The 15,034-nt window shown below is 67.3% G+C and carries 16 protein-coding genes; 6 read left to right on the top strand and 10 right to left on the bottom strand.

The annotated features are described in order from the left end of the window. The first annotated feature begins 14 nt into the window (after positions 1 to 14). Positions 15 to 821: an SDR family oxidoreductase gene (locus A5740_RS00405; RefSeq protein WP_076190628.1), complete on the top strand. Its 807-nt coding sequence runs from the start codon at positions 15 to 17 to the stop codon at positions 819 to 821. 12 nt (positions 822 to 833) lie between these two features. Here A5740_RS00405 and A5740_RS00400 read toward each other — a convergent pair whose 3' ends face one another. After that, positions 834 to 2,372, bottom strand: a complete 1,539-nt coding sequence (locus A5740_RS00400) for an AMP-binding protein (RefSeq protein ID WP_076190627.1) — start codon at positions 2,370 to 2,372, stop codon at positions 834 to 836. Between the two features lie 124 nt (positions 2,373 to 2,496). On the opposite strand from A5740_RS00400, the gene A5740_RS00395 reads away from it, so the two are divergent. Together A5740_RS00395 and A5740_RS00390 are read left to right on the top strand one after the other, a co-directional pair. Next, on the top strand, positions 2,497 to 3,693 hold the full coding sequence (locus A5740_RS00395; protein WP_076190551.1) for a cytochrome P450: 1,197 nt from the start codon (positions 2,497 to 2,499) through the stop codon (positions 3,691 to 3,693). Positions 3,694 to 3,712: 19 nt separating this feature from the next. Next, positions 3,713 to 4,171, top strand: a complete 459-nt coding sequence (locus A5740_RS00390) for an SRPBCC family protein (RefSeq protein ID WP_076190549.1) — start codon at positions 3,713 to 3,715, stop codon at positions 4,169 to 4,171. Here the strand turns inward: A5740_RS00390 and A5740_RS00385 are convergent. From A5740_RS00385 to A5740_RS00375, 3 genes are all read right to left on the bottom strand, one after another. Then, positions 4,168 to 5,835 (bottom strand): acyl-CoA synthetase, encoded by a 1,668-nt coding sequence (locus A5740_RS00385; RefSeq protein ID WP_076190547.1) that lies wholly within the window; start codon positions 5,833 to 5,835, stop codon positions 4,168 to 4,170. The genes A5740_RS00390 and A5740_RS00385 overlap by 4 nt on opposite strands. 84 nt (positions 5,836 to 5,919) lie before the next feature. Continuing rightward, the gene (locus tag A5740_RS00380; protein ID WP_076190545.1) at positions 5,920 to 6,357 is read right to left on the bottom strand and encodes a hypothetical protein; all 438 of its coding nucleotides are present in this window, start codon (positions 6,355 to 6,357) and stop codon (positions 5,920 to 5,922) included. Positions 6,358 to 6,411: 54 nt separating this feature from the next. Next, positions 6,412 to 6,798, bottom strand: coding sequence for a hypothetical protein (locus tag A5740_RS00375; RefSeq protein ID WP_076190543.1), 387 nt, complete (start codon positions 6,796 to 6,798; stop codon positions 6,412 to 6,414). A gap of 85 nt (positions 6,799 to 6,883) precedes the next feature. On the opposite strand from A5740_RS00375, the gene A5740_RS00370 reads away from it, so the two are divergent. Both A5740_RS00370 and A5740_RS00365 read left to right on the top strand, forming a co-directional pair. Then, the gene (locus A5740_RS00370; RefSeq protein ID WP_076190542.1) at positions 6,884 to 7,684 is read left to right on the top strand and encodes a ketosteroid isomerase family protein; all 801 of its coding nucleotides are present in this window, start codon (positions 6,884 to 6,886) and stop codon (positions 7,682 to 7,684) included. A 60-nt stretch (positions 7,685 to 7,744) separates the two neighbouring features. Next, positions 7,745 to 8,308: a hypothetical protein gene (locus A5740_RS00365; protein WP_076190540.1), complete on the top strand. Its 564-nt coding sequence runs from the start codon at positions 7,745 to 7,747 to the stop codon at positions 8,306 to 8,308. A gap of 12 nt (positions 8,309 to 8,320) precedes the next feature. Here the strand turns inward: A5740_RS00365 and A5740_RS00360 are convergent, their stop codons facing one another. Both A5740_RS00360 and A5740_RS00355 read right to left on the bottom strand, forming a co-directional pair. Then, positions 8,321 to 9,091 carry an SGNH/GDSL hydrolase family protein gene (locus A5740_RS00360; RefSeq protein ID WP_076190625.1) on the bottom strand — a complete coding sequence of 257 codons (771 nt, stop codon included), beginning with the start codon at positions 9,089 to 9,091 and terminating at the stop codon, positions 8,321 to 8,323. Positions 9,092 to 9,192: 101 nt separating this feature from the next. Further along, a complete protein-coding gene (locus tag A5740_RS00355; protein ID WP_076190539.1) occupies positions 9,193 to 9,492 on the bottom strand; it encodes a hypothetical protein in 300 nt (99 codons plus the stop codon). 280 nt (positions 9,493 to 9,772) lie between these two features. Here A5740_RS00355 and A5740_RS00350 point away from each other — a divergent pair, with 280 nt between their 5' ends. Further along, entirely contained in the window at positions 9,773 to 10,261 is a 489-nt protein-coding gene (locus tag A5740_RS00350) for an NUDIX domain-containing protein (RefSeq protein WP_076190623.1), read from the top strand. 4 nt (positions 10,262 to 10,265) lie between these two features. On the opposite strand, the gene A5740_RS00345 is transcribed toward A5740_RS00350, so the two are convergent. The 4 genes from A5740_RS00345 to malQ all read right to left on the bottom strand — a co-directional run bounded on the left by A5740_RS00345 (position 10,266) and on the right by malQ (position 15,009). Beyond that, positions 10,266 to 11,333, bottom strand: coding sequence for a PDR/VanB family oxidoreductase (locus A5740_RS00345; protein WP_076190537.1), 1,068 nt, complete (start codon positions 11,331 to 11,333; stop codon positions 10,266 to 10,268). A gap of 50 nt (positions 11,334 to 11,383) precedes the next feature. After that, positions 11,384 to 12,283, bottom strand: coding sequence for a metal-dependent hydrolase (locus tag A5740_RS00340; RefSeq protein WP_076190535.1), 900 nt, complete (start codon positions 12,281 to 12,283; stop codon positions 11,384 to 11,386). Positions 12,284 to 12,380: 97 nt separating this feature from the next. After that, on the bottom strand, positions 12,381 to 12,791 hold the full coding sequence (locus A5740_RS00335) for a hypothetical protein (RefSeq protein ID WP_076190534.1): 411 nt from the start codon (positions 12,789 to 12,791) through the stop codon (positions 12,381 to 12,383). 79 nt (positions 12,792 to 12,870) lie between these two features. Continuing rightward, the gene (gene malQ / locus A5740_RS00330) at positions 12,871 to 15,009 is read right to left on the bottom strand and encodes a 4-alpha-glucanotransferase (RefSeq protein ID WP_076190532.1); all 2,139 of its coding nucleotides are present in this window, start codon (positions 15,007 to 15,009) and stop codon (positions 12,871 to 12,873) included. Between the last annotated feature and the right edge of the window lie 25 nt (positions 15,010 to 15,034).

The raw sequence follows: 15,034 nt of genomic DNA, 5'->3' as shown, positions 1-15,034 counted from the left end.
ATAGCATCCGAAGAATGACCGACCTTGCCAAATATGGGCCGTGGGCCGTGATCGCCGGCGGCTCGGAGGGGGTGGGCGCGGAGTTCGCCCGCATGCTCGCCGAGGACGGATTCAACCTGGTACTGCTGGCACGCAAACCCGCGCCGCTGGAGGCCACCGCACAACGCTGCCGGGAGCTGGGCGCGCAGGTGCGCACGTTGGCCGTCGACCTGGTGGACGCCGCATCGACCACGCAGATCGCCGAGGCCACCGCCGACCTGGAGGTGGGGTTGTTGATCTACAACGCCGGCGCCAACACGTGCAGCGAACGATTTCTCGACGCACCGCTGGCCGATTTCCAGAAGGTCGTCGACCTCAACGTCACCCGGATGATGGAGCTGGTCCAACACTTCGGGCGGCCGATGGTCGCGCGCGGCCGCGGCGGCATCCTGCTGGTGGGGTCACTGGCCGGATATGCCGGCTCGATGCGCCACACGGTGTACGGCGGGGTGAAGGCCTACGGCCGCTTGTTCGCCGAAAGCCTCTGGCTGGAGTTACGCGAGTACAACGTCGACGTGTTGGAACTCGTGCTCGGCGTGACGCGCACGCCGGCGTTGCAGCGTGCCGGCCTGAACTTCGAGGCGCCGGGCATGCTCATCAACGATCCGGCCGACGTCGCCCGTGAAGGCCTGGACCATCTCGGTGACGGGCCGGTTCACATTGCCGGGGGCAACGCCAAGCGCGCGGAGCTGAACAGTGCGCCGGACCGGGCGCAGGTGGTGCTCAAATCCGACGCCGCGATCCGCAACCTGATCAACCGGGCGGCGGCGGAGGCCTCGTAACCCGGACACCCACTAACGTGGCGCGGCCCGGCCCTCCGCGGCGGTCCGGGCGAGGGCGCGAACCCGGTCCTTGGCGACCTTGCCGTTGCCGGTCAGCGGGAGCGCGTCGGTGAACACCACAATGCGCGGCCGCTTGAACCCCGCAAGCTGTCCACGTACGTGATCGGTCAACTCCTCGGTGGTCAGGCGACGCCCCGATACCGGGACGACCACCGCACAGACCGCTTCGCCCCAGTAGTCGTCGGGCACCGCCACCACCGCCACCTGGTCGACCCCTGGGTGGCTGGACAGGGCGTCCTCGACCTCGCGGGAGGAGACGTTCTCGCCGCCGGTGACGATGATGTCCTTGAGCCGGTCCACCACGAACAGTCTGCCGTCGGCGTCCAGGCGACCCATGTCGCCGGTGCGCAGCCAACCGTCGTCGGTGCTCGTGCCCTCGGACCGGTGCCCGGGTGTCACCTGGGTGCCGCGCACCAGGATCTCACCGATCTGCCCGACGGGGGAGAGCCCACCGGATGCGTCGGCGATGCCGATCTCCACGCCCCGATGCGGATAACCGGCACTGGTCAGCAACTCCGGGCGGCCATCCGCTCCGGCCCGATGGTCGTCCGGCCCGAGAAACGTGACGTTGCCGCCGGTTTCGGTCATCCCGTAGCCCTGGTGGAAGTCGACACCGAGGGTGTCGATCGCACGACGTAACAGGTCCAGCGGCATCGCCGCCGATCCATAGGCGATCGCGGTGAGCGACGGCAGCGCGGTCCCGGTGCGCTCGAGATGGCCGAGCAGGGAATGCAGCATGGTCGGCGCCAACGAACACGAGCTCACCGCGTGACGGCGCACCATCTGGGCGAAACCGTCGGGCCGGAACTGGGTGCACAGCACCACCGTGGCGGCGACCGCATGCTGGACCAACATGTTGTACCCCGCGATGTGGCACATCGGGAATGGCAGCAGGTACACCCCGCCGGGTGGCACCGAGCGCCCCTCGACCGAACCCCGCACCGCGGCGAGGATCGAACGATGGCTGTGCACAACAGCTTTCGGTGTTCCGGTGGATCCGCTGGTGAACAACAACCAGGCCGGGTCGTCGGGGCTCACCGCATCGGGGCAGGGCAGATCGGCCGCCGGTGCGGCCCGCCACTGTTCGGACTCGAACGTCACGGTGTGCTCGGTCTCTGTTGCCGTGCCCGCCAGTGCCGACAGATATCGGTCGTCGCCGAGCACCAGGCTGGGCGCAGCGGTGAGCAATTGAGCAGCCTGCTCGGCGGGGTTGAGTCGCTGATTGATCAAGGTCAGCACGCGTCCGCTGCGCGGCACCCCGTAGTACAGCTGGGCGTAGGCCGCGCTGTTGTCGGCGATCACGGCCACCCGGTCGCCCGGTGCCGTCCGAGCGGCCACCCAGCCTGCGACACCGCGGATCTGACGATCGAACTCGGCGAACGTCGCGGTAGTTCCACCGTCGGTGATGACGGCTGCGCGCTCCGGTGCGGTGCGTGCGACGGCCGAGATCAACTCGTGCAGTAGGCCGGCGGGAGCTTTCGGGGTGCTCATCGCACCCTTGACCACGCGCGGCGGCGGCTGCTAGACATGGCCTGAGTGTAGTTATTGGGCGATCGCTCAAACTCGGCAGTGTGGCGGGAATCCCGACACCTGCCCCGGTCGATGAGGGTGGGCAATGACTGGACGGGCCGAGGTTTACTACGACCCCTACGACATCGGCATCGTCGCCGACCCGTATCCGGTCTACGCCCGGCTGCGCGACGAAGCGCCGCTGTATTACAACGAGCGCTACGACTTCTGGGCGCTGTCCCGGCACGCCGATGTGGAAAAGGCGTTGTCCGACTGGGAAACCTTCTCCAACAGCCGAAGTGACATCCTCGAACTGGTGAAATCCGACTTCGCCATGCCGCCCGGGGTGATGATGTTCGAGGATCCACCGATGCACACCCTGCTGCGCGGCCTGATGTCGCGGGTGTTCACGCCGCGGCGGATGGCCGAGATCGAAGACCAGATCCGGCAGTTCTGTGTGCGCTGCCTCGACCCGCTGGTCGGCTCCGACGGGTTCGACATCATCGCCGAACTGGCCTCGATGATGCCCATGCGCGTCATCGGAATGCTGCTCGGCATACCCGAATCCGAGCAGATCGGCGTTCGCGACGCCAATGACGCCAATCTGCGGACCAAGCCGGGTGCCCCGATGAAGGTGGTACAGGCCGACCGGATCGCCGATGGCCGCATCTACGCCGACTACGTCGAGTGGCGGTCCAAGAATCCGTCCGACGATCTGATGACCGCGCTGCTCAACGTCGAGTTCACCGACGAGTTCGGGGTCAACCGCAAGCTCAACCGCAAAGAGGTGTTGCACTACACCCAGGTGGTGGCGGGAGCGGGTAACGAGACCACCGGGCGGCTCATCGGCTGGCTGGCCAAGGTGCTGGCCGAACACCCGGACCAGCGTCGTGAGGTGGCCCAGGATCGTTCCCTGCTGACCCGCGCAGTCGACGAGACGCTGCGTTTCGAACCCACCGGCCCGCACATCGCGCGCTGGGTGGCACGAGATTTCGAGCACGACGGCACGACGGTGCCGGCCGGCAGCGCCATGCTGCTGTTGTTCGGGGCGGCCAACCGAGACCCGCGCCGATACCACGATCCCGACACCTTCGACATCCACCGCGACAACATCAGCCACCTGACCTTCGGCAAGGGGCTGCACTACTGTCTCGGTGCCAACTTGGCCCGGCTCGAGGGCCGCGTGGCCCTCGACGAACTGCTCAACCGGTTCCCTGAATGGGAGATCGACTATGACAGTGCGCAACTGGCGCCGACCTCGACGGTCCGTGGCTGGGAGGAGCTACGCATCGTCGTGAACTGATTGTGGTGGACTGACTCAGGTGAGTCTCTGGATCAGGCAGGCTCGGCGCAGTGTCAGCGCCGAGGTGCCAGCCCCGCCGGCGCGGGTCCGGGCGTTCTACGTCGACCTGGACAACATCTCGCAAGTTCATCCGCTGGTGCAGTGGGTACAGAACGTGGCCCGGGTTGAACTGACCGACGGTTACCGGCAGGAGTACCGTGTACGCGACCGGATCCCGTTGGGGCCGTTCATGATTCCGATCACCTATCGGGCCTGCCTCACCGTTCCCGGCTCCGGCCCGGTGCTGGCACAGGCTCGGCAGTTCCCGCAGGTGACGTTGGACAGTCGGGTGGATTTCGCCGCGACCGACACCGGAACCAGAATCACGGAAGAGCTGACCGTCGCCGCGCCCCGGCCATTGTTGGGCATCACCGTGACCCAGGCGGTGGCCGCGCACTCCACGATGCTGGCCGCGATCGCAAAAGTGCTCGCTGCCTAGCTGACCGCCTCGGCATGCTCGGTGGCCACCGATTTGGCCCAACGGTAATCGGCCTTGCCGGCGGGGGAGCGCACAATCTGCGGTGACCGGATGAAGGCCTTGGGAATCTTGTAGCGGGCGATCGACTGCTGACACACCGCAACGAGTTCGTCGTCGGAGGCCGACGCGCCCTCGGCGAACTGCACCACCGCCACGACCTCGCTGCCCCAACGTTCCGACGGCCGGCCGACCACCACCACGTCGTACACCGCGGGATGTGCGGCGATGGCCCGCTCGACCTCCTCGACGAAGATCTTCTCCCCACCGGAGTTGATGGTGACCGAATCACGACCCAGCAGTTGAATGCGCCCGTCGTCCAACACATTCGCGCGGTCACCCGGAACCGACCAGCGCACCCCGTCGATGGTCGGGAACGTCCGCGCGGTTTTGGCCTCGTCGCCGAGGTAGCCCAGTGGGATCAGATCCCGCCGTGCCAGCCAGCCGCCGCCCTCACCGGGCCCGAGGACCCGGGACAGATCCTCGGCCACCACACCGGTGTCGGACTGCGGGGTGAATGTCGCGGCCTCGCTCTCACCGCCGGCGGTGGAGAACGTGCTCATCTGCGCACCGGATTCCGATGCGCCGACGGCGTCGAGCAGCGTCAGGTGCGGCAGCGCGGTCAGGATGCGTTTACGGACGGTCGGTGACAGCGGCGCGCCGCCGTTGGTGATGGTGAACAGACCCGACAGGTCGTAACCGCCCTTCTCGATCTCGTCGACCAGCGGCCGGGCGATCGCGTCGCCCACCACCGGGATGCTCAGCACCCGTTCGCGTTCGGCCAACTGCAGGACGTTGTCCGGACGCATCCGCACCACATCGTCGGGGATCACCAGCTTGCCGCCCATGGTGACGGCGTTGTAGGCGGCCCACTGTGCGGCGCCGTGCATGAACGGCGGGATCATCAACAGTGACAATCCACCGCCGGCATTGGCGGCCCGCTCGGCGAGTTCCTCGTACGAGGCCAGGAACGTGTCGCTGCCGAACGGGCGCCCGCCCATCGACGACAGGAAGATGTCGTGCTGGCGCCACAGCACGCCCTTGGGCATGCCCGTGGTGCCGCCGGTGTACAGGATGTACAGGTCGTCACCCGAGGGCGTGGGCATACCGGCTTGCGGCGGCGGGGTTTTCAGAATCGTCTCGTAGTCGACCGCACCGGGCAGCAGCTCATTGCCGGAATCGTCGGCCACCTGGATGAGCACTTGCAGGTTCGGCAGCCGGTCGCGGATCGCGGCCACCCGGGGGGCGAACTCGGCGTTGTAGATCACCGCCCGGGCGTTGGAGTCGGCCAGCAGGTAGAGCAGTTCCTCTTCCACGTAGCGGTAGCTGACGTTGAACGGAGCCACCCGCGCGCGGTAGCTGCCGATCATCGATTCCAGGTACTCGTTGCCGTTGCGCAGATAGATGCCGAGGTGATCCTGACCGGACTCGTGCCCGGCCAGCGCGTCGCGCTCGGTGTGGGCGCCGAGGCCGGCAGAGACCAGGTAGTGGGCGAAACCGTCGACGCGGGAATCGAATTCGCGGTAGGTCAACCGCCGGTCCCGCCACACCAGGAAGGTCTGATCGCCGATGGCTTGCGCCACCGTCGAGAACACTGTGGACAGATCGAATTTCACGTCAGCGCTCATGGCACTCCTGGTGTGCGCGGATTCGGGCCTACCGACCATACACCGATCGATTATGTGTATGGCCGGTGAGGTTTGACCCGGACCTCAGCTCGGGAAGAACCCGTCACCGGTGAGTACGCCGGGCTGCCAGCCCTGCGCGCCGACGCACAGCATCGGCCGGCCGTCGGGCGACTGCGCCGCAGCCTGCGGGCCGGGGCACGGCGAGCCGATCTCCTGCACGCCGTGCAACGGATAGGCGTAGGTCCAAAAGCCGGTGTAGACCGGCGGCCACTGATTGGGAATCCACCGGCACTGCATCGCCGTGCCGCCCGGTCCGCGGCCGAACACGTTGCGTTCCCAGCTGTAACACGGCGCGCCGTTGGACGCCTCGTAGCTCATCCCCGGCACATCGGTGGGGTAGCGGCCCGGGTTGTCCGGGTACATGTTGCTGTTGTCGTCGGCGGCCGCACCCGGTGCCAGCGACAGCGCCGTGGCCAGTGCCGCTGCCGCGACCGCCGTTGCACCGAAGAACTCGCGAATCATGGGGCAAGAGCCTAGCCGGTCACCGAGCCGAGCAGTCGGCATTCGGGGCCGTTGTTACTCGCCGGTATTGGCGTCGAGCACGCTGACCGCGATGCCATACGGCAGGAACCGCACCCGGCGGCCCGGATCGGTGTTGCCGGCATTGGCCCGCAGCGCTTCGAGCTCACTGCGATAAACCTGCTCGATGTGGGCTCCGCCGGTGTCGTCGACGGTGTAGATCGCCCAGACACCGTCGCCCGCCTCGCCGGTGGTCTCTGGCTCGCTCCTGGGCCGGGAGAACCTGGCCACCTCGTCGAGCAGGCCTGCCCAGCCGACACCCTGACCCGGGTTGTTGAGAAACCGACCCAGCCCGTCGAGAGCTTCGCGCAGGCCCTCACCGGCCTCCCGGGCGACGCGGTCGAAATCCTCGGGATCGAACCCGAACGGTCCACTGCCACTCATTGCGCTCTCCTCGGTGGTGGGCTTCGGACGTGTCAAACACCAGTGTGCGCGCACTTGGCGGCGGGCGGGATGGTAAACGAAACAGATGGCCTTCACACGGGATGACCTGTTAGCCACCGTCGAGTTGTCACCGCAGGCAGCGGGCGCACACGACCGCGCACAGTGGGTGGGATTGTTCGCTGCGGGCGGACGGGTCGAAGATCCGGTGGGCTCGCAGCCACACCGGGGACAGGTCGAGATCGGACGGTTCTACGACACCTTCATCGCCCCGCGTGACATCACGTTCCATCGCGATGCCGACATCGTCGCCGGCGCCACGGTGATCCGCGACCTGGAGCTTGAGGTCACCATGAGCGCGTCGGTCACCATGCGAATCCCGGCCTACCTGCGCTACGTCGTCACACCCGGCCCGACCGGGCCGGCCATCGAGGAATTGCAGGCGTACTGGGAACTGCCGTCGATGATCGGGCAGTTCGCCCGCGCCGGCGCCGGAGCGCTGCCGGTCGGTCTGCGCCTGGCCGGGGCGCTGCTGCGGAACCAGGGGCCGGTCGGTGCGGTCGGCTTCGCGAAGGGCCTCGGCGGCCACGGCCGGGCGGGTAAGCGCCTGATGCCCGGACTGCTCGATGATCTGTGTGCGGGTGACGCGGTTGCGGTGCAGCGACGCCTCGGAACCGACGCCGCCATCCGCCGCGGTGACGACGTACCGATGACCACGTCCGGTTTGGTCCAGCGCACCGCGGGCGCAGCGTGGCACAAGCTGATCGCGTCGGGATCCAGCGTGGCGGTCGGGCTGGACAACGGCGGGCGACGCGCGGTGCTGATCGCCGAGTTCGCCGGCAGGCCACTTGCGATCTCGCGGGTGCGGTACTACACGGATGCGACGTGAGCGGGACTTCCGGCCAGGCTGCGACCCGCCTCGACGCCGCCATGAGACCGTAGAAGGATCATGGCTGACCACGCATACATCACCTACGAGGAATTCGGCCGTCGGTTCTTCGAGGTGGCCGTCTCCGAAGACCGGGTCGGTGACGCCATCGGGGCGATCGCCGGTGACGAGTTCGAAATGGGACCCATCGCCCAGGGGCCGGGGAAAATCGCCAAGGTCACCGCGCGGGTCAAGATTCAAAAGCCCCGGGTCAACCGCATCGTCGGTGACACCATCACGTTCTCCATCCGGATACCGCTGGAGATCGACATGGTGATCGACCTCCGCATCGACCGGCCCAAGTTCATGGTGTTCGGCGAAATCGCCCTGCGGGCCACGGCTTTGGCCGCCGAGCCGCTGCTGCTGATCCTCGACGTCAAGAAACCGCGCCCGTCCGACATCTCGATCCATGTCACCTCCACGTCGCTACGCGCCGAGGTGCTGCGCATCCTGGCCGGAGTCGACGCCGAGATCAAACGGTTCATCGCCGCGCACGTGGCCGGTGAGATCGACAGCCCCGGCGCGGAACAGGCCAAGGTGATCGACGTCGCCAAAGAGCTCGAGTCCGCCTGGACCGGCATCTGACCGAGGGGCCGCTCAGCCGCCGGGGAACATCAGGTCGGGCCGTCGCGGCAGGCGGCCCGCACCGCCCGATCGGCCGCGAAGGTGGCGCCACAGCCACGACATCAGCATGTTTTGCGTCCACAACACCTGCGAGTAGGCCCGGGACCGAATCGCCTGGGCCTGGGCCGGTTCGTTGGCCAGCGCCCAATCATGATCGCTGCCGGGCAATTCCAGTGCTTCGGCCGCCGCCGCGGCGAACAACTCGTGTCCCCGGGACGAGCCGTGCACCCGGTCGGCGCTCCACGTTTGCGGCTCACGCATCGAGGGAGCCGAATAGAGATCCACGAGGCGAAACCCGTATCGATCGGCTGCGTCATTGATCACTGCATTGATCCGGACGACCCGCCGGCCGAGCAAGCGGCCCACCGGCAGAATCTGGGTGATGTCGGGGAATGTCGTGGTGACGACCGTGGCACCGGATTCAGCCAGCGTGCCGTAGAGCTGACCCAAGTCGCCCAGTGCGCGCTGGAACGAACGCCCCGGCCGGGTCACGTCGTTCATCCCGATGCAGACGGTGACGAGGTCCGGACGCATCGACAGTGCCGCCGGCAGTTGGGTGTGCAGCACATTGCCGATCCGGTGGCCCCGGACGGCCAGATTGGCATAACCCAAACCCGGATAGAGCTCATCGAGGCGGGACGCGAGCCGGTCGGCGAAACCGGTCAGACCGACGGTGTCGTCGCCGTCCCAGAGCCCTTCGGTCTGGCTGTCGCCAAGGGCGACATAGCGGGAGAAACGTCGCACGTCGGCGACTTTAGCGCGCAACGTCTCGGCCACTTCGCCCGGACACCAAGAAGGGACGCCCGAAAAGGGCGTCCCTTCTTGATGTTTCGCGATGTTTGGGCTTACTTCACATCGACGTAAACTGTCTTGTTCAAAACGGTGGTCTGCAGATCGCCGCCGGGGCTGCTGGAATCCGTCCGGCTGTAGGTTTGACCCGGGCGCACGGCCACTACCGATGCCTTGTTCAGCGGGGTGGAACCGACGTGGTTGACGATCACCTTGTAGCCCTGCGCCTCCAGTTGGCTGATCGTCTGCTCGGCGTTGGCCGGGCCGGTCGGTGCCGCCTGAGCGGGTGCGGCCAGGCCGATTACCGCCGCGGCAGCGGCGCCTGCGAATGCAGTAGCAAACGCAATCCTCATCATCTTTCGTGCCTTCTTTCACTCTTCTGTTGTGTCGCGTCACGACCGACGACGGCGGCCCGCCCAAAGCGCCATCGCCAGTCATTTTTAGGTGTTACCTCCTGATTAACCGGGAGTTCACAATTAAAATTCCGGCTGACCGAAAACCCTTGACGAGGGCTGCGTCACATGACCGCAGCGCCGGTGGGGTGAGGTGGACCACCTTCTCGACAGCAAAGTGTCGTACATCACCGACAACGCTCGACGAATCGCAGCGATCGGCTCATCGCGTAGCGTGCACCCGGTGGCCAAGCTGAGCGCCGGTGTATTGCTGTACCGGTTTGTCGGAACTGCGGTGGAGGTGTTGATCGCCCATCCGGGCGGACCGTTCTGGGCTCGCAAGGACGCCGGAGCGTGGTCGGTGCCGAAGGGGGAGTACACCGAGGGCGAAGACCCATGGCTTGCGGCGCAACGTGAGTTCGCCGAGGAACTCGGCTCGCCGCCGCCTGCCGGACCGCGCATCGATCTGACCCCGGTGAAGCAGGCGGGTGGCAAGGTGGTCACCGCGTTCGCGGTGCACGGAGATTTCGACCCGGCCGCGGCAGTCAGCAACACCTTCACCGTGGAGTTGCCGAAAGGGTCCGGGCGCCTGGTCGAGTTTCCCGAAATCGACCGTGTGGCATGGGTTCCGGTGGCGGTTGCGCGGGAAAAGCTACTGACCGGGCAACGTCCGCTGCTGGATCAATTGATGGCCGCACCCGTAGTCGCCGGGTACGGCGAAGGCGGCAGTTGACCACTCAGAGGTCGAGGGTCAACCGTTGCCCCGCCTCGGCCCGCGACACACAGGTCAACAGATAACCGGCTTCGCGCTCCGGGTCGGTCAACAACGTGTCGCGGTGTTCCACTGTCCCATCGGTGGCCCGAATCCGGCAGGTGCCGCAGAACCCCTGCCGGCACGAGTACGGGGCGTTCACCCCGGCTCGTCCCAGCGCGGCCAGCAACGTCTCGTCGCCGGCGACCGTCACGTCCGCACCGGTCGAGCCGATCGTGACCGAGAACTCGGCACCGTCGACAACCGGTGGCGCGGCGAACCGTTCGAAATGCAGCTCGACGTCGTCCCTGCCGACCAGGGCGCTGCGCACACCGGTCAACATCGGCGCCGGGCCACAGGCGTACACCGTGGTGCCATCGGGGCAGGCGCCCAGCAGATCCTCGGGGGCGGGCAGGCCGTGGACATCGTCAGTGCGCACCTCGATCCGGTCACCGAACCGGGCCAGTTCATCGAGGAACGGCAAGCTGTCCCGGGTGCGCCCGGTGTAGACCATCGACCAGTCGACCCCCAACCGGGCGGCCAGGCCCAGCATCGGCAGGATCGGGGTGATGCCGATCCCGCCGGCGATGAACCGGAACCGTTGGGCGGGGGAGCCGTAGCCGGGAACCGTGAGGGCGAACGCGTTGCGCGGACCGTGTGTGCCGACCCGCGTGCCGACGGCAAGGCTGTCATGCACCTCGAGAGATCCGCCACCGCCAGTGGGTATGCGGCGCACCGCAATTCGATAACTGTCGGTCACCGTGGGATCACCGCACAACGAGTACTGGCGAATTCGGCCGCTGGCCAGGTGGAGATCGATGTGTGCACCGGGATGCCACCGCGGCAGTGGGCCGCCGTCGGCAGCGGCGAGGGTCAGGGCGATGACGTCCTGATCGTGGGCGACCACCTCCCGCTCGGCCACGGTCAACGTGATCGTGTGATCGAGTTCGGGTGGCAGACTGGGTCGGCGCAGATAGCGGCTGACGGCCCACATCGTGGAGATCGTGATCTCTGCCAGGCCGATCATCGGATCATGCCGAAACCGACCCGACATGCTCGGGGGCAGTTGACGATAGCGGGACAACAGCCGCGGGCCCGGACCCGTCACAGGTGCGCGGCCCGCGCCGCCGGGGAACTGGCCAGATAGGCGACCGCCTGCGCCGTCGAACCCATCTCCTCCGGAGAGAAGCCGGGCCGGCAGTAGGTGAGGGTGTGGGTGCCGAACATGCGGGAGAACTTGGGTAACAGACCGAGCTTGGAATCGCGCATGCGCATCCGGTTCATCTGCCACCAGCTGATGTCGAGGGACGGGTCGCGCTTGACCATCGCCCAACAGCCGCGCTGGAAGAACAGGTAGACCGCCGTCGCCGCGACCGACATCGCCCGCACCCGGCTGTAGTAACTGTCCTGGAAATACACCGCGACGTCGTGCGCGACGCTGCGGTGTTCGACCTCCTCGCTGCCATGCCAGCGGAACAGGTCGGTCAGCGTCGGATCGGCGTCGTAGTCCTGCCAGGTGCAGTTCAGCACGAAATCGCCCAGAACTGCCGTGTAGTGCTCGATGGCGGCGATGAGCCACAGCCGGTCGCACAGGTTGGACAGCTTGCGACGGGGATCGGTCGAGGTGGTCGGTGCCAGCATTTTGGTGAACATGTGCTCGACCACCGACAGGATCAGCTGGTAATCGACACCGTGCGCGGTGAGGAATTCGTCGAGCACCTTGTCATGGGTTTCGGCGTGGGTGGCCTCCTGCCCGATGAAACCGCGCATGTCGTCGGCGAGTCTGGGATCGCGCACATACGGCAGCGCTTCGTTGAACGTCGCGACGAACCAGTGCTCGGCCATCGGCAGCACCACGTTGAACAGGTTCACCATGGTCGAGGCCACCGGGTGTCCCGGGATCCAGTGCAACGGGATGTCGTCGAGATCGAAGTGCACCTTGCGGGCCTGGATCTGTACCGGGCCCGGATCGATCTCGTGGTCGAACCGCAACGGACGCAGCATCGAGAGCCTCCCTGAAATGAGTGGTCTCTCAGCAGTGTACGTATTTAGGTGGGAACGACGGTACCGGGTTACTCGATCGGTCATCCCCGCCGCTGGATCAGGCCGGCGGTGGCGTGCCCGCGCCCGGCGCACCGGCGATCGGAACCACCGGCGTCGGCGTCACCGTGGTCACCCCGTTGCTGCCCACGCGCGGACCACCCGGGACAGCCGAATCGGCCGACTGCTCGGCCGCGGCCTCGCTGCAATCCAGCATCAGGATCATCTTGCCGCTGGAGTTGACCTTCTGGGAATCGACCAGGCACTCGGCCTGCGGAAGGGCGCTGCCGAACGAACCGCCGAAGGTGGCCTTGACGCCCTGGCTCTTGAGGATCGATAGCGCCTTCATGTACGGCTCGCCCACGACGTTGACCGAGGTCGAGGTCGGCTGTGAGGTGGCGGTTCCGGCAGCCACCAGGGCGATCGAACCGGCGGCCAACAGACCTCCGCCGAGCGCTACAAGCTTCTTCACGTGAACTCCGTCAGTCGGGTGCGGTTGCGAACATATCGCAGCAGAGACGTTTGTGAAACCGGAGCAGAGACCCGGCGCGTTACATGCCGTCCCGCCCCGGGGGCGCGGCGATCTCCGCCATGACGTCGCTCAACGCCGTGGCGCGCGGATCGCCGAACACGTCTTCAAGCAGCAGGCGCCGCCCGTCCGGACCGGCCAGCGGGATCCGCCAGTTCGGATACTCGTCGGTGGTCCCGGGCTGGTTCTGGGTCCGCACGTCGCCCACCGCGTCGGCGAGCGACAGCGCCAGCAGTTTCGACGGCGTGCGACCCAGATACCGGTACAGCGCGGTGACAATCTGATCGGTGTCCGCCTCGGGCCCGAGCAGGCCCACCCGGCGCAACTCCTCGAACCACGCCGCCTGTGCGGCGCGGTCCGCGGCCAACTCCTCCTCGGCAGGGCGGGTCAGCAGCCCGAGTTCGCCGCGCAACCGCACATGCTCGCCGGCCAGGTAACCGGCCGTCGGCGGCAGATCATGTGTGGTCACCGAGGACAGGCAGTATTCCCGCCACCGTTCGGCCGGCAACGGCTTTCCGGAGTCGGACTCGAACCACAGGATCGAGGTGCCGAACAGACCACGCGCATGCAGATAATCGCGCACCCACGGTTCCACCGTGCCGAGATCCTCGCCGACCACGACGGCGCCCGCCCGGTGCGCCTCCAGCGCGATGATGCCGATCATCGCCTCGTGGTCGTAGCGCACATAGGTGCCGTCGGTGGGCGCGGCGCCCTTGGGAATCCACCACAGCCGGAACATCCCGATGATGTGGTCGATACGTACGCCGCCGGAGTGCCGCAACGCCATGTTGACCACCGCCCGGAACGGTTCGTAGGCCTGCTCGACGAGGCGGTCCGGCCGCCACGGCGGCTGCGACCAGTCTTGGCCGAGCTGGTTGAACTCATCCGGCGGTGCCCCCGCGGTCACCCCGAGGGCAAGCACGTCCTGTAGCGCCCAGGCGTCGGCACCGTCGGGGTCGACGCCGACCGCGAGATCGCTCATGACGCCGAGTGCCATCCCGGCCTGCACCGCGGTGGCCTGGGTGGCGGTGAGTTGGTCGTCGAGCACCCACTGCAGCCACCGATGGAAATCCACGGCCTGTCGGTGGGCCGCCGCGAAGGCGGCCACCTCCGGATTCGCCGGATGCTGCAGCGCATGCGGCCAGCCGTGCCAGTCGCCCCCGTACTGTTCGGCCAGGGCGCACCAGATCGCGAAATCGTCGAGACTGCGGCCGTGGCGGGCTCGGTAGGCGGCATACGCCAATTCCCGGCCCGCAGAGCGCTCCACCCGGTACACCTGCTCCAGCGCGGTGCGTTTGGCCTGCCAGGCTGCGTCGCGGTCGATGGTCGGACTGCGGTCGGCGCGCTTGTTGAGCGCGGTGCGCAGGGCCCGGATTCGACCGCGGTGACGGACCGAGGCGAACTCCGGGATGGCTTCCACCCGAAGGTAGAGCGGACTGCCGAAGCGCCGTGAGGTGGGCAGATACGGTGACGGCTCCATCGGTGGCGTGGGAGCGGCCGCATGCAGCGGGTTGACCAGGATGAAGTCGGCGCCGTGCTCGGCTGCCGACCACACCGCAAGATCCGTCAGGTCAGTGAGATCGCCTGTGCCCCAAGAGTTCTGCGATCGAACGCTGTACAGCTGCGCCGCCAGGCCCCAGGCGCGCCGCCGGCCCAGCCGGCTGGGCAGTTCCAGGGTGGCGGGGGAGATCACCACCGAGGTTTCGGTCTGGGAGCCCGGCGCGCCCAACCGGAGCCGGTGATAGCCCAGCGGCAGGTCCGCCGGCAGCTCGAAGGTGGCCTCGCCGATCAACCGGTCTCCGAGGTCGTACGGGGGCCGGTGGTTCTCCAGTTGTCGCAGCCCGCTTCGTTCGGTGCCGTCCTCAAGGCGCAACGTGAGCTCGGCCGGATCACCGTGGGTGACGTGCACCCAGAATCTCGACGCCGTCCCGGCCCGGCCGATCACGATCGGCGGCAGCGGCCGCTGCCAGTACTGCCGGTCGTGGGCGGCCAGGGAATTGATGCGGTCGGCTTCGGTTCCGGCCGGCACGCCCAGTGCGTCGAGCACCGCCACCAAGGTGGACTCCGCGACGGCGGTGCGCCTGCCGGTCCAGTCTTCGAACTCCGCGGCCACGCCGTAGCGGCGGGCCAACTCCAGCAGGGCCTCCGAGGTTGCGGTCATGGTGTCAATCTTGCTGCCCCGGCTC

Source organism: Mycobacterium sp. GA-1841 (assembly GCF_001954135.1).
Lineage (GTDB): Bacteria > Actinomycetota > Actinomycetes > Mycobacteriales > Mycobacteriaceae > Mycobacterium.
The sequence above is the reverse complement of the archived record's forward strand: the minus strand, read 5'-3'. Positions and strand labels throughout refer to the sequence as shown.

Excerpts from the sequence above, each read along its gene's own strand:
- A5740_RS00405 (WP_076190628.1), top strand. The coding sequence starts at position 15 with ATGACCGACCTTGCCAAATATGGGCCGTGGGCCGTGATCGCCGGCGGC.
- A5740_RS00400 (WP_076190627.1), bottom strand. The coding sequence starts at position 2,372 with ATGAGCACCCCGAAAGCTCCCGCCGGCCTACTGCACGAGTTGATCTCG.
- A5740_RS00395 (WP_076190551.1), top strand. The coding sequence starts at position 2,497 with ATGACTGGACGGGCCGAGGTTTACTACGACCCCTACGACATCGGCATC.
- A5740_RS00385 (WP_076190547.1), bottom strand. The coding sequence starts at position 5,835 with ATGAGCGCTGACGTGAAATTCGATCTGTCCACAGTGTTCTCGACGGTG.
- A5740_RS00380 (WP_076190545.1), bottom strand. The coding sequence starts at position 6,357 with ATGATTCGCGAGTTCTTCGGTGCAACGGCGGTCGCGGCAGCGGCACTG.
- A5740_RS00375 (WP_076190543.1), bottom strand. The coding sequence starts at position 6,798 with ATGAGTGGCAGTGGACCGTTCGGGTTCGATCCCGAGGATTTCGACCGC.
- A5740_RS00370 (WP_076190542.1), top strand. The coding sequence starts at position 6,884 with ATGGCCTTCACACGGGATGACCTGTTAGCCACCGTCGAGTTGTCACCG.
- A5740_RS00365 (WP_076190540.1), top strand. The coding sequence starts at position 7,745 with ATGGCTGACCACGCATACATCACCTACGAGGAATTCGGCCGTCGGTTC.
- A5740_RS00355 (WP_076190539.1), bottom strand. The coding sequence starts at position 9,492 with ATGATGAGGATTGCGTTTGCTACTGCATTCGCAGGCGCCGCTGCCGCG.
- A5740_RS00345 (WP_076190537.1), bottom strand. The coding sequence starts at position 11,333 with ATGTCGGGTCGGTTTCGGCATGATCCGATGATCGGCCTGGCAGAGATC.
- A5740_RS00340 (WP_076190535.1), bottom strand. The coding sequence starts at position 12,283 with ATGCTGCGTCCGTTGCGGTTCGACCACGAGATCGATCCGGGCCCGGTA.
- malQ (WP_076190532.1), bottom strand. The coding sequence starts at position 15,009 with ATGACCGCAACCTCGGAGGCCCTGCTGGAGTTGGCCCGCCGCTACGGC.